This window comes from Bacillus sp. 22475 (assembly GCF_052044835.1).
Taxonomy (GTDB): Bacteria; Bacillota; Bacilli; order Bacillales; family Bacillaceae_G; genus Bacillus_A; species Bacillus_A cereus.
This window is the reverse complement of the sequence record NZ_JBQENW010000005.1, coordinates 127,191-140,849: the sequence shown is the minus strand read 5'-3', so window position 1 is coordinate 140,849 and position 13,659 is coordinate 127,191. Positions and strand designations below refer to the sequence as shown.

Below are 13,659 nucleotides of genomic sequence, written 5' to 3'. Positions count from 1 at the left end.
GACTCTGTGAGTGTTTTTTATAAGCTTTATGTCTTCTGGTCATCTTATCTTTAAGATGCAGAGCTGACCTTATTTCTGCCATTTCGTTTTGAGTAGTATAACGCATCATCCGCCGCTTGAATAAATTGCTCTGATGACCCTTCATACTCTGAAACCCCTACCGAAACCGTAATTTTTATTTTTGTTCCATCTAACAATTGAAATGAATGTTTTTCAACAGTTGTACGAATTTTCTCGCCCATACGAATTCCGTAAGCTAATCCCTTATTCGGTATTAAAAGCGCAAACTCCTCTCCACCCTTTCGAAAAGCTAAATCTGGAAATTGTGAAATTTCTCGTAAAATACATCCTACTTGTTTTAACACTTCGTCCCCTGCAGGATGCCCGTACGTATCATTTACATACTTAAAATGATCAATGTCTATAAGTAGTAAACAAAGCGAATCATTTTTCATGTTCTTATTACTAATATAACGATTCATCTCTAAATCAAACTGTCTTACGTTTCCTAAACCTGTCAATGCATCTATCGTTGCGTATTGTTTCATCTTTTGAAATAACTCATTGGATTGTAAAACATAATTTGTACTTACGAATGTTATGTAACCTGTAGTAATACTTGAAATTAAATATAGTAAAACTACAGATATATCATTAAATAATATATACATCGGTACTATCAAAATAGAAAGGCAGTATACGTGTAACCATACTAACTTTAACGTAATCGAAGTTTTTATTCTTGCAATAAAGATAACACCAATTCCACTTAGTAAAATTGTATAGCAAGCCAATTCGGAAGCTAAAGAGTACTCAGTAAAAATTAGCCGAGTAATTAAAATTATAGTAACTGTTATACTACTAGCTACCGGACCTCCAACTATAATTGCCAAAATAACAGCTAAATAACGTAAATCCAACATAATATCTTCAATGTGTACACCAAAATGCATTAACAGTACACCTAATATTCCAGTAAAGATACCGACTACACACTTCTGCAAAAAAGAGAATTCTTCTTTTAACGGCTTATCCCTTAAAAGCTGACCTCCAACAAAAATAAAGGAAATAATAATTGTTGTATTTACAAATAAGTCCCTTAACATAAAATAATCTCCCTACTTTTCCATCTATCCCCTTCCTCACTTTATTGTATACGAAATCCCTATAATTCCCAAAGTTTTTTGTTTATTTTTTTGCTGTTCCACGTGAAACAGCAAAAAAATAAAAAGGGCGAAAACTCGCCCTTTTTCATTAACAGCAGCGTGATATTTTCCCACCCTTTGCATTAAATCTTGCTTCTTGTGCCTCAGCAAAAAATTGCTTTTGACATACAACCTCTTCCTCTGGATGATGCTTTTTCATATGCTCTACGTATACTTCATAACTTGGTACCCCAACGAGCAAACTAATAAAGCGCTTCCTTCTCCCCCATACTTGCCACAGCTTTTTAAGCATAGTTCCTCGACTCACTTTCATCTCTAGGAATATATGGTGCCTCTTTTAACGGCATTGGCTTATTTCTTAATACTTGTATCCAAATTCGAAGTGCTGAAATTAACACAGCGATTACAACTATCATAAAAATTCCACAAAGCGCTGCATCGATATAATCATTAAAAATAATTTGCTTCATTTGAGCAACATTTTTAGCTGGTGCTAACACTTTCCCTTCATCTAACGCTCCCTGAAACACCTTTGCGTGAGATAGAAATCCGATTTTAGGATTTTCATGAAATAACTTTTGATAACCAGCTGTCATTGTTACAATAAGCAATCCCACAGTTGGAATAAGTGTTACCCAAACGTACGCCTTTTTCCCCATTTTGAACAAAATTGTCGTTCCAAGTAATAATGCAATACCTGCTAGCATTTGATTTGCAATACCGAAAAGTGGCCATAATGTATTAATTCCACCGAGCGGATCTATTACCCCTTGGTATAAGAAATATCCCCACCCTAATACACATAACGTTGTAGCGATTACATTAGCTAATGTAGAATCTGTTTTCGCAAACGGCTTATATACATGTCCTAAAATATCTTGAATCATAAATCGTCCTACACGAGTTCCTGCGTCAATCGTTGTTAAAATAAATAGGGCTTCAAAAAGAATGGCAAAATGATACCAGAATGCCATCATCGCCGTTCCACCTATTACTTGTGAGAAAATATATGCCATACCTATTGCTAACGTTGGTGCTCCACCTGTACGTGATAAAATTGTTTGCTCTCCAACATTTACAGCAAGTTCTTTTAATTCATTTGGTGTAATAGCAAATCCCCATGAAGAAATAACTTGAGCTGCCTGCGATACATCCGTACCAATAAGTGCCGCCGGACTATTAATCGCAAAATAAGTTCCTGGCGTTAATACACAAGCTGCAATCATTGCCATCGCTGCTACAAACGACTCCATTAACATTGCTCCGTAACCAATTGGCTGTGCATGTCCCTCTTGCTCAATCATTTTTGGAGTTGTACCAGATGAAACGAGAGCATGGAATCCAGAGACCGCACCACAGGCAATCGTAATAAATAAGAACGGGAATAAATTACCGGAGAAAACAGGACCAGTTCCATCAATAAATTGCGAAACTGCTGGCATTTGTAAATTGGGTGCTACAATTAAAATACCTATCGCCAATCCAACGATTGTTCCAACTTTTAAAAATGTACTTAAATAATCACGTGGTGCTAATAGCATCCAAACTGGTAATGCAGATGCAATAAATCCATATACAATAAGCATAATAGCAATTGTTTCACCACTAAATGTGAACATACTTGCAAGTGTCGGGTTTTCTGCTACATACTGTCCTCCAACAAGAGATAAAATAAGTAGGATAATACCAATTACTGACCCTTCTCCAACACGACCAGGCCTAATATAGCGCATATAAACTCCCATTAAAATAGCGATAGGAATCGTTGCTGCTATCGTAAACATTCCCCAAGGACTTCCGATCAGTGCCTTTACTACGACTAACGCTAATACTGCTAATAAAATAATCATAATTCCTAAAATACCTATCATTGCAATTAGTCCTGTAACAGGTCCAATCTCATCCTTAATCATTTCTCCTAACGATTTACCATTACGTCTCATCGAAGCAAATAAAATGACAAAATCTTGGACAGCCCCCGCAACAACTACCCCAACAATAATCCAAATGGTCCCTGGTAAATATCCCATTTGTGCTGCTAAAATCGGTCCTACTAAAGGTCCCGCCCCAGCAATCGCTGCAAAGTGATGTCCAAATAATACCCACTTATTTGTCGGAACATAGTCTTTCCCATCGTTTAATGTATGGGCTGGTGTTTGCCGATTATCATCTAAATTAAAAACCTTTCTCGCTATAAATCTACTATAAAAACGATAAGCAACTGCATATACACATACGGCAGCTACTAAGAGCCATACAGCATTAATGGTTTCACCTTGTGATAAAGCTATTACCCCAAAAGCACCTGCTCCTGCTGCTGTAATAACGCCCCAAAGTAAGATCGATTTCAATGTCTTCACATACAATTCCCCCAATACTATTTCTTAGTGGAGATTGTACTAAATTTTCTGAATATTTAACTTGAATCCTCCTTATCATGAAGGATTTTCACTTTATCATGTTAAAATACTCTCATTACCTACTATAATTCAATGTTATTTCGAAGGCGTTTTACATAATTACGACTGACTGGAATCGGTTGCTCATCATACCTATCTAAATACAAATTATACGTGCCATTATAATAAGGTTTCAGTTCTTTTACATATGACATATTAATTAAATAGCTTTTATGCACACGTAAAAAATCATATGCATTTAGCTTATTTTCTAATTCCTGAAGTGTATATGTTGAAATATACTGATTATTCGTTGTGTAAATTGAAACAGTTTTATTTTCTTTATTTTTACTTACATATACGATATCTTCTGGAAGCATATATCGTATACCTTCTTGACTTTCTATCGGTAGTTTCCGCAAATAACTCTTTGCTTTCTCACCTTGTTCTTTACCTATTTTATATAAAAGAAATTGTAAATCTTCTTCACGAAATGGTCGTAATAAATAATAAAATGCTTGGAAACGAAAAGCTGTAATAGATTCCTCTATGTTTTCACCTACAAAAATAAATTTTGTATAGCAATTTATTTCTCGTAATAAACTTGCATATTCAAAACCAGTACCATCTAGTAATTTGGAACTTAAAAAAACAAAGTCTGGTATATGTTTTTTCATCATAAATAAAGATTCTGTTCCTGTCTTTGCTTCAAAACATTCTACATTTCTCATATTTTCAGTGAAATTTTCAGCTAACTCTCTTCTCTCTTCTGCCTCTTCCATGATCAGTAAAATTTTCATTTCTTCAACCACCTAATTCTTTGTCCATATGTCCTGCTGTATACATTCGCTTTTATAAGAAATAATCCCTTTTTCTTACTATACCATTATTTATCTAAAAAAACAGAAAAAAGGAAACCCCTTCGGTTTCCTTTCCCCCTTTATCCTACATTAACTGCCTAGAAAGAGCCGAGTAGTGTAGGGTAATAAACGCTCAGGCATACATTTAAAATTTCACTTTATACTAATTCTCGTTGCTTCGTTTCTTGTCCAAGTATTACTACAGCGAATACACCAATTAAAATTGATCCGCAGAAAATCGTAAATATTAATGATAGTGAAGCTTCTGAGGCAACTAAATACCCCACTAATAGTGGCCCAAGAATACCACCAATACGCCCAAATGCTGCTGCCATTCCTGCACCTGTACCACGAATAACGGTTGGATACTGCTCAGGTGTATAGGCGTATAATGCTCCCCAAGCACCTAAGTTAAAGAAGGATAGTAACATACCTGCCACGATTAATACTGTTAATGAATCCGCAACCCCAAACAAATAGGCACTGCAAGCTGTCCCGATTAAATACGTAACCAAAACAAATTTACGACCGAGACGTTCAATAAACCAAGCAGCAGTGAAATATCCTGGAAGTTGAGCTAATGTCATAATAAGTACGTATTGGAAACTTTTTATTAAACTAAATCCTTTTAGCACCATTACACTCGGTAACCAAAGGAACATTCCATAATAGGAAAAGACAACACAAAACCATAGAATCCATAGCATAATTGTTGCTTTACGATATTCCCCAGACCAAACTGATTTTATATTTTCAATAACAGATGGTCTTTTTTCAACTTTTTGAAACCTTGGGGAATCCGGTAAATTCCATCTTAAATATAAAGCATATAGCGCTGGGACTGCACTCAATACCATCGCAACTTCCCAACCATATTTCGGAATAACAAAATACGAGATAAGAGCTGCAATTAACCATCCACCTGCCCAAAAACTTTCTAATAACACAACAATTTTCCCACGCTCATGTGCTTTAACACTCTCTGATACTAGTGTAGAGGCAACCGGAAGCTCTCCGCCGAGCCCCATACCAATTACAAAGCGTAAAACGAGAAACATCGCGAGTGTCGTCGTTAACGCAGTTAAACCACTACCGATAGAAAATAATAATAATGTAATAATAAAGACTGATTTTCGCCCTATTTTATCTGATAGTATCCCAAAAATAAGCGCTCCTACTGCCATACCGATTGAGTTAATACTACCTATCCAGCCCATTTCCTGGCTCGTTAATCCCCAATCCTTTTGCAAGGCTACCATTACAAATGAAAGCATTCCAACATCCATTGCATCAAATAGCCATCCAAGCCCAGCTATACCAAGTAGTTTACGCTTCGAAATTTCTTTTACCTTGCCCACTAGAAGTCCTCCTCACACAGGTGTCTTTACACATAATTTTACATGTGTGAATTGTATAAGTAAAATACTTTTGTGTAAAAAATTTCTCCTTCATCATTCCCAAAAAGTAAAACGTCTATCCCGATTGGTGAGGGCTAATAATCAATAGGGATGCCTCACTGATTAAAGTTTCAATTTATTAAAAATGAACAAATAAAAAAGCAGCGATATTTCGCTACTTTTTCGAACGCATTACTTCTTTTAAAAATTCCGCTAATACTAACTGACGACGCCAGCGTGTTGGATTACTGCATAATCTATAAAACCACTCTAAATGAATCGCTTGAATCCATCTTGGTGCACGTTTTACTTCTCCAGCCCATACGTCTAAACTTCCACCCACTCCAACAGCCATTTTCGTTTCTAAACGATGCTTATTGTTTTGGATAAAGTTCTCTTGTCTCGGGAAACCGAGTGCAACAAGTAATAAATCTGGTTTTGCTTCTTGAATGCGAGAAATAATATTCTCTTCGTCTTCTTGTTTAAAATAACCATCTTGTGTACCGGCGATGGATACAGCTGAATATGTCTTTGTTAAATGATCTGCTGCAGCTTGTACAACATGCGGCTTTGCACCTAATAAGAAAACAGATACTGGTTTACTATCTTCTGATAACTTCGCAAGTAAATTACACATTAAATCAAAACCTGCCACACGCTCTTTTAAAGGTGTACCAAGCATACCACTTGCCTTTACAACCCCAATGCCATCAGGTGTAATTAAATCTGTATTCAATAATGTTTGATAGAACTTTTCATCCTTTTTTGCGCACATAACAATTTCAGGATTTGCTGTTACTACCTGAAACGTATGAGTTCGTTCCACCTCTAGTTGTTCTTTTAAATATTGGACCGTTTCATCCATTGTCATTGTAGAAAAAGGAACGCCTAGAATATCAACTGTTTGTACTGCCATAGTTAACTATCCTCTCTATCATTACAAGTTTTTCGCTATTAATTGCTTATATGTTTCTTTTGTATCTTCATATAGTTTTTGAAGTGAGAAGTTCATAGTAGCATGCTCATAAATATGTTTACCCATTGCTGCTAATTCTCCAGTTTTCCACTTATCATACGCTTCTTCTAAAGCTAATGCTAATGCCTTTCCATCACCTGTTGGCACAATCCATCCGTAAGTTTCATCTACGATTAATGGCTCAATTTCTCCAGCCCTAGTCACAATTGATGGTACGCGTTGGTTTGCCGCTTCTAATAAAACTAGTGGGAACCCTTCACTATGGGAAGTTAATAAATTTACATGTGACGACGCAAATAATTGTTTTACATCTTGACGATGTCCTAAAAACTCTACTTTATCATTAATCCCTTTTTCAGTAGCTAATGACTTTAGATTTTCTTCTAATGGGCCATCGCCAACTAATAATACTTTAATTTTCTCTAATTTTGTTTGTTGTAACGCATCGAATAAAACTTCATGTCCTTTGACAGGATGTAATCGTGCTACTTGGATTGCCGTAAATACATCTTCATCAATATTGAACATTTCTTTTTTATTATAGCCTTCTGCTTTTTCCTGATCGTATTCAATTCCATTATAAATAACATGCATCTTGTCATTTGAAATGCCTAGTGCTGCCAAGCTTTTTTTCAATCTATTTGTTACAACGAAAAATAAGTCTATATTTTTTAAGGCTTTCGAATTTAATTTCGTAAAAATCCAACCTTTTAAGCCCTGTTTAGTAAAGTCTTGAAATGGATCACTATGAATAGTCGTTACCCATTTTGCCTTTATTCTCTTTTTCATTAAAGAAACATAGAAATTAGCCCTAGGACCATGCGTATGAACTACATCAAATTTTTCTTTATTAATAAATTCACTTATATTCTTTAAAATGGATAAATCATAGCGCGATTTTTGTGAAAACACATGGACTTTTATACCTAACTCCCTTGCTTCCTTCGCAACAATTCCATCTTCAAATACTGCTAATTCTACTTCACCAGTTGGAAACTGATCGAGAAGTGAAATAATATGTGTTTTCCCTCCCCCATCTTCTGCTCCTGCATTCATATGCAATATTCTCATATTTTTTCCTCCTTTAAATCCTCGCTACGTTTCCATCTATTTTTATTTTACTGTACTAAAAAATAAAAGCTAACAAAAGTTAGCTTTTATTTTTATCATTCAATTTCTAAGTCTACTATTAGATAAGCTAACACCACTACAAAGTAAATTCCAACTCCTGGTGCTGTTAAAATATGTCCTGCAATATAAGCAATACCTAACGCTAACAATAAGCTTGCTGAAATCATTCCATATTTTATATTAAATATGTCCTTAAATCTCGTAGCAAATGCTAGTAAAATTCTTAGCCCGTAATAAATAAATGGAATCATTAGTAATACAAAGCCAATAATCCCGAAATCGTAAAACCAATCATGGAAGTCCATTTCAATTAGTTTTGGATCTGGCTGCTTTTGTTCATTGTATTTAAAGTTACCTGCATAACCCATTCCTAATAACTTTTGTGACATTGGCGCTTCTTTAAAGAACTGCTTATGTCTTTCTTCATATACTTGACGTCCACTGAAAATAAGGTTTTCTTGATTTTCTTTCTTTTGCTCTTTCTCAAGTTCTTTCTTAACTTCCTCTTCTATCTTCGCCTTTTCTTCTGGCTTTTCAACTTTATGATGATTTTCTTCTTTTGCTTTAAGTTCTTGTTCTTTTTTCAACTTATCTTTAATTTCTTGTTCTTTTTGGCCTTGCTGAGCCACATTTTGCTCTGATAAATAATTATTATGAATGCCCATATTTTGTGCTAATGGTGTTTGTTTAAACGTCCCAACTACACCAGCTAATAGGACAATAGCAATTACTGCGTTAAGTGCAAGAGATTTTTTGTTCGGATTTTTTCTATTAAATAATAATTGTAGTACAATGATCCCGATTGCTGCTGCTAACGTAGCAACAATTGAGCCCATTCCTACTTTTGTACCAACTTGAATTAATGAGTAAATCATTAAAAGCGATGGAATCCAATATAAAATGTGTTTCCAGCTCTTTGTTTTTTGAATAGAATATAGTACCACAATAGGGAAAATAATAGCTAAGATTGAACCTAGTTCATTCCCTGCATAGAACCAACCTCGAGAACCAACCTTCATCCATTCATAACTACCAAAGTCAGTAGATGTTGAAATAGAAATAACCATAATTGCGTTAATGATTAATGTAGAATATACAATACTATTTCGAACCTTATCACTAATATTAACTGTCTTTTTCAATGACTTTAAAGCTAAAATGTATGATCCAAGCATAATATATATATATAATGCTTTCGCAACGAATTTAACTTCTTCACTAAGTACAATAGGATTTTTAACTACTTTGTTATTAATAAATCCTATTCCTAAAACTCCGGCTAATAATATAAGATAAATTAAAAACTTTCTATTTTCCTTCTCTTTTGCCTGAATTAAAATGTAAATACCACCAACAGCCATAATAAGGAATCTTACTAAAATTCCAACGGTAGCATTTGATTTTAATAAAGTGATGCTAAGAGACGTTAATAAATCTAAAACAGGCTGTAAAATAATAAAAAAGAGCAAAAAATGCTCAAATCTAACCCTAGCTTGATTTGCTAACATTCCAAGACCTCCATACAAAATCTTAACATTATCTTTTAATCATAATTTTTATCTTCAAAACACACCTAGCAATTATAACATAACTCATATTTAAATTGAGAACTTATTTTTATGCCGAAACTAACCAAATCCAGCTTAAGTAGTACTAGAAAACATTATCCTTTAGCTATCCTTCCCTATCTCTATAAAAACTATCTAACACTCTTCCACTTATTATCATCATTATAGTAACATTTGTTAATTTGTTTATAAATATATAAAATTTAATAATTACATACAAACACCAACTCGGTTATCCTACAACTAAAGATTAACCTTGCTTCGTTTTCTCCTAAGCATTTTCAAACGCTTTCTTTATGTATTTTATCCGTTTTTCTACATGTAACGAAAAGTAATTGTTATTTCCAATACTTTAGTGTATATTTTTTCTCTGGAACATCTTTAAGAGGAAGGGATTAAGGCCATGTTATTAATCGATATATTTACGTTTCTTGGCATTATCGCCGCTGCCATTTCTGGTACATTAGTTGGTTTAAAAAAAGATTTAGATTTATTTGGTGTCCTTTGTTTAGCTGTAGCTACTGCGCTCGGCGGCGGTATTATTCGTGATATTATGATTGGTAACCTGCCCCCTGTCGCATTTGTAAAACCCATTTACTTTTTCGTAAGTGTATTATCAGCATTATTTACTTGTATGTTTTTTGAGCGCATCAATAAACTTCAAGTCGTTATTATGCTTTCTGATGCTGTCGGCTTAGGCGTTTTTACAGCTATTGGTGCAAATGCGGCAATGTCACATCATGTTGACGCCTCATTTCTAGTTGTTTCAATGGGAGTCATTACAGGTATTGGGGGCGGTATTTTGCGTGACATTTGTGCTCAAGATATCCCTTACGTATTCCGAAAAGAAATTTACGCAATCGCTTCTATCTTAGGAGCAATTAGCTTCCTAATCACACATGCAATGGGGGCACACATATTAGCTTTCTATGTTTGTTTATTAGTAACATTCGTTATTCGTGTCGTCACTGTAATATATAATGTGCATTTCCCTGTTTTCTTTAAAACACATGCTAAAATTAATAAAGGCCATTAAGAGAATTCTATCTAGAATTCTCTTAATTTATATACTATTCTACAAACTAATATAGAGTAATTATATATAAGCATATATAATTACTCTATATTAGTTTTAAAATTGAAAACGTTTTATACACAGGGGGAAGAATGATGCTTGGGGTTTTCAAAAAAAATATTAATAAAACAAACGCCAGTATAATTGAATTAAGTAAGGACCAACAAATAACTTTTAATGTCCCTACTAATTCTGAACTAAAAATCCAAATGGATATGCTACATATTTCGAAAGAAGATTTACAAGTTGTAAAAGTACTACAGCCTTTTATTTATGCAGAAATAGATTGGATTACTGAAAAATTCTATGCCAACATTACAAAACAACCTAATTTAATTACTATTATTGAACGTTACAGCTCTATTCCAAAATTAAAACAAACTTTAAAAACACATATTAAAGAATTATTCAGCGGCAATATGCATGAAGATTTTATTGAACAGCGTGTTAGGATTGCCAAAAGACATGTACAAATTGGTTTACATCGAAAATGGTATACTGCTGCTTATCAAGAATTATTCCGCTCTATCATTAAGATTTTGCAAACAAAAATAACAACAATCGATGATTTTTCCTATTCTATAAATGTTATAAATAAATTATTCACTCTTGAACAAGAACTTGTTCTTGCAGCTTATGAATCTGAATATGAAAGAATACAAAAAGAGCACGAGAAAGAAAAAGAACTAACTGCTATGACAATTACGCATATTGCAACAGAACTAGCTGCTGTATCTGAAAAAACAAGTTCTTCTATTCAAAAACTAACCGCTAAATCTGAAACTATTGTAGAGATTGCTAAAACAGGCACATCATTAGCTACAACATCTGAAGAAAAAGCGAATAAAGGGAAAGAACAATTAAACCAGCAAAACAAACGAATGGGATCTATTCAAATGAATATGGAAACGATTATTACAGATACTCATGAACTTCTCGATATTTCTAACAAAATTAATGAAATCATAGATATTGTTAAATCGATTGCGGAGCAAACAAATTTACTCGCATTAAATGCTGCTATTGAGTCTGCACGTGCTGGAGAATTTGGTAAAGGTTTTTCTGTTGTTGCTGGTGAGATTCGAAAATTATCAGAGCAAACGAAGGAATCTATATTTAACGTTACAAAGCTCGTTGAAAAAACAAATGAGCAAATTACTCGTGTCTCGTCTTCCGTGAAACAAATTAGTTCTCTCGTATCAGAAGGAACAGATAGTATGTCGGCAACAGATCGATACTTCCAAGAAATTGTAAAAGATATGTCTAACTCAAAAGATCAGAATAAAAAAATTGAACATGAGCTACAAACTATTTCACAAGTAATGAAAGGGATTCAAGATGATTCCTCAAAAATGGCTCTAACAGCCGATAATTTACAACTAGAACTAAACCGATAAGATAAAGTGAGGGCTGCCCGGCAAATAGCGAGATAAAATTCAGGCCAGGCGTACTCTCCATCTGCACTGACTACTAAATTTCATCTTCCATCAAAAAAAGAATCCAGAATGGATTCTTTTTATTTTCTGAAAAATATTTTTTGACAATACATATAACTCATATAAACACCAAAGCTCTGCAAAATAAACAGTGCTGGCATAATTATATTGTAATACGCCACATCTACTTGGAAGAGTCTTAACAATACGTAGCCACTAATTAAAAACAAGAACAACATATATCCCTCATTTTGTTGTTTCTTAATAAGGAAGTGTAATAGAGCTATGGCCATAAACAATGTTACGGCTATATATATCAGTTTTTCACATTTGAAAAGAAGAGAATTTATCCCCTCATCTGAAAACTGATTTATCATCGGTTCTAAAAGTTTAAACCTTTCTCCCTCAATCTCTTTTAACTTTTGATCAATATGCTCTGTTACACTTTGATTTTTCGGCATTTTTTCCTCATGTTGTGTTTTGCCAATTAAGACCGATTGAACATACGCCTCATTTGAAATCGTATATTGTGACATTCCCATTGTCTTAATTCCATAATTCACACCAAAATGAACACTATAAAATAGAATAAGTATCCCTATCATCTTTAGTAACACCTTTTGTTTCGTTGCTGATTGAAACACTTCAATTAATAATACATATACAGCGATAAAAATAGGAAGAAATAATCCCATTGGGAAAATCATATTACTAAATGCAAATAAAATCGCTGAAAACACCCACATATAAGGATGATCTAATCCTTTATACAAAAGTATGTAACAAGCAAAATAAAATAAAAGTATTGCAAGTGACTCAGGAGTTAATACGGAACTCATGAATATATTTGGAATATACAGAGCATAAAATATGGAAGCAATACGACCGCATTCTTCTCCAAAAACCATTGCCGCAATACGATAAATAAAAAATACGGTCCCTGCGCAAAATAACACATTAAATAGTTGTAAAGCGAATAATGTATCACCAAATATACGAATAATTACTGACTCATATATAATAAAAGGCAAATGAGTTACAGTCCCTATATTATTACCAATTGCAATCTGCTTTGCAGACTCATACATCACTTTCATATCACCAATTATTGGAGCATCTACAAATAAAAGCATACTAAGTCTCACAACTATAGATATACTTATAAGAAAAATAAGAAATTGTTTATCTGTAAAACGATATTGTAGTATTGATGCTACTAACAAAATGAGTATGACGAAAATTGCCAATATGATTGTTACACTTGTTGTACTTCCTCCAAAAAATTGCTTACTTGTCTCAAATGCTGCCCAACAACTATAAACAAAAAATGCGAGCATCGCACCGATCATAATTTTATTGAAAAAAGATGAAAAATTTGTTTGTATATGATTCATATGTCCATTGCACCTCTATTTCCATTCATAACAAAACGATTCTATCATGAATGGGTACACGGCTGATAGGAAATTTCTATGACAAATACATAGTCATTACTTTTTCACTTGCAATGTAAGCGAATCCTCTTTTACACTACATTTTAGATAAAATAAATTTTCTTTCAGTTACATGAATACAAATACAGAAGTTTAAATAATCCTCTTTTGGAATACACTTTACTTCATTAAATATCTAATATGAGTACTCCGCTTAC

The 13,659-nt window shown here is 33.7% G+C and carries 11 protein-coding genes and 1 pseudogene; 3 read left to right on the top strand and 9 right to left on the bottom strand.

Features of this window, described 5'->3' with window-relative positions; translation table 11 throughout:
• Nucleotides 1-50: 50 nt before the first annotated feature.
• From ACTJJY_RS10795 to ACTJJY_RS10760, 8 genes are all read right to left on the bottom strand, one after another.
• The gene (locus tag ACTJJY_RS10795; protein WP_440605486.1) at nucleotides 51-1,106 is read right to left on the bottom strand and encodes a GGDEF domain-containing protein; all 1,056 of its coding nucleotides are present in this window, start codon (nucleotides 1,104-1,106) and stop codon (nucleotides 51-53) included.
• A gap of 148 nt (nucleotides 1,107-1,254) precedes the next feature.
• On the bottom strand, nucleotides 1,255-1,458 hold the full coding sequence (locus ACTJJY_RS10790) for a YbdD/YjiX family protein (RefSeq protein WP_440605485.1): 204 nt from the start codon (nucleotides 1,456-1,458) through the stop codon (nucleotides 1,255-1,257).
• The gene (gene cstA, locus ACTJJY_RS10785) at nucleotides 1,451-3,526 is read right to left on the bottom strand and encodes a carbon starvation protein CstA (protein ID WP_440605484.1); all 2,076 of its coding nucleotides are present in this window, start codon (nucleotides 3,524-3,526) and stop codon (nucleotides 1,451-1,453) included. The genes ACTJJY_RS10790 and cstA overlap by 8 nt, the downstream gene beginning before the upstream one ends.
• A 122-nt stretch (nucleotides 3,527-3,648) precedes the next feature.
• The gene (locus ACTJJY_RS10780) at nucleotides 3,649-4,365 is read right to left on the bottom strand and encodes a LytR/AlgR family response regulator transcription factor (RefSeq protein WP_000698259.1); all 717 of its coding nucleotides are present in this window, start codon (nucleotides 4,363-4,365) and stop codon (nucleotides 3,649-3,651) included.
• Between the two features lie 218 nt (nucleotides 4,366-4,583).
• Nucleotides 4,584-5,783, bottom strand: coding sequence for an MFS transporter (locus ACTJJY_RS10775; RefSeq protein ID WP_440605483.1), 1,200 nt, complete (start codon nucleotides 5,781-5,783; stop codon nucleotides 4,584-4,586).
• A 214-nt stretch (nucleotides 5,784-5,997) separates the two neighbouring features.
• Nucleotides 5,998-6,738, bottom strand: a complete 741-nt coding sequence (locus tag ACTJJY_RS10770) for a WecB/TagA/CpsF family glycosyltransferase (RefSeq protein ID WP_440605482.1) — start codon at nucleotides 6,736-6,738, stop codon at nucleotides 5,998-6,000.
• 21 nt (nucleotides 6,739-6,759) lie between these two features.
• Nucleotides 6,760-7,869: a glycosyltransferase family 4 protein gene (locus ACTJJY_RS10765; RefSeq protein WP_098399089.1), complete on the bottom strand. Its 1,110-nt coding sequence runs from the start codon at nucleotides 7,867-7,869 to the stop codon at nucleotides 6,760-6,762.
• Nucleotides 7,870-7,964: 95 nt separating this feature from the next.
• A complete protein-coding gene (locus tag ACTJJY_RS10760) occupies nucleotides 7,965-9,437 on the bottom strand; it encodes an O-antigen ligase family protein (RefSeq protein ID WP_440605481.1) in 1,473 nt (490 codons plus the stop codon).
• 463 nt (nucleotides 9,438-9,900) lie between these two features.
• On the opposite strand from ACTJJY_RS10760, the gene ACTJJY_RS10755 reads away from it, so the two are divergent.
• The 3 genes and pseudogenes from ACTJJY_RS10755 to ACTJJY_RS10745 all read left to right on the top strand — a co-directional run bounded on the left by ACTJJY_RS10755 (nucleotide 9,901) and on the right by ACTJJY_RS10745 (nucleotide 11,969).
• Nucleotides 9,901-10,533, top strand: a complete 633-nt coding sequence (locus tag ACTJJY_RS10755) for a trimeric intracellular cation channel family protein (protein WP_213746326.1) — start codon at nucleotides 9,901-9,903, stop codon at nucleotides 10,531-10,533.
• Between the two features lie 131 nt (nucleotides 10,534-10,664).
• Nucleotides 10,665-11,213 (top strand): annotated as a pseudogene (locus tag ACTJJY_RS10750) (protoglobin family protein); the annotation flags it as partial.
• A 54-nt stretch (nucleotides 11,214-11,267) separates the two neighbouring features.
• Complete coding sequence (locus tag ACTJJY_RS10745; protein WP_440605547.1) at nucleotides 11,268-11,969, top strand: methyl-accepting chemotaxis protein; 702 nt, start codon at nucleotides 11,268-11,270, stop codon at nucleotides 11,967-11,969.
• 119 nt (nucleotides 11,970-12,088) lie between these two features.
• Here ACTJJY_RS10745 and ACTJJY_RS10740 read toward each other — a convergent pair whose 3' ends face one another.
• Nucleotides 12,089-13,402 carry an ArnT family glycosyltransferase gene (locus ACTJJY_RS10740; RefSeq protein WP_440605480.1) on the bottom strand — a complete coding sequence of 438 codons (1,314 nt, stop codon included), beginning with the start codon at nucleotides 13,400-13,402 and terminating at the stop codon, nucleotides 12,089-12,091.
• Between the last annotated feature and the right edge of the window lie 257 nt (nucleotides 13,403-13,659).

Excerpts from the sequence above, each read along its gene's own strand:
- ACTJJY_RS10780 (WP_000698259.1), bottom strand. The coding sequence starts at position 4,365 with ATGAAAATTTTACTGATCATGGAAGAGGCAGAAGAGAGAAGAGAGTTA.
- ACTJJY_RS10790 (WP_440605485.1), bottom strand. The coding sequence starts at position 1,458 with ATGCTTAAAAAGCTGTGGCAAGTATGGGGGAGAAGGAAGCGCTTTATT.
- ACTJJY_RS10765 (WP_098399089.1), bottom strand. The coding sequence starts at position 7,869 with ATGAGAATATTGCATATGAATGCAGGAGCAGAAGATGGGGGAGGGAAA.
- ACTJJY_RS10770 (WP_440605482.1), bottom strand. The coding sequence starts at position 6,738 with ATGGCAGTACAAACAGTTGATATTCTAGGCGTTCCTTTTTCTACAATG.
- ACTJJY_RS10795 (WP_440605486.1), bottom strand. The coding sequence starts at position 1,106 with ATGTTAAGGGACTTATTTGTAAATACAACAATTATTATTTCCTTTATT.
- ACTJJY_RS10745 (WP_440605547.1), top strand. The coding sequence starts at position 11,268 with ATGACAATTACGCATATTGCAACAGAACTAGCTGCTGTATCTGAAAAA.
- ACTJJY_RS10740 (WP_440605480.1), bottom strand. The coding sequence starts at position 13,402 with ATGAATCATATACAAACAAATTTTTCATCTTTTTTCAATAAAATTATG.
- ACTJJY_RS10760 (WP_440605481.1), bottom strand. The coding sequence starts at position 9,437 with ATGTTAGCAAATCAAGCTAGGGTTAGATTTGAGCATTTTTTGCTCTTT.
- ACTJJY_RS10755 (WP_213746326.1), top strand. The coding sequence starts at position 9,901 with ATGTTATTAATCGATATATTTACGTTTCTTGGCATTATCGCCGCTGCC.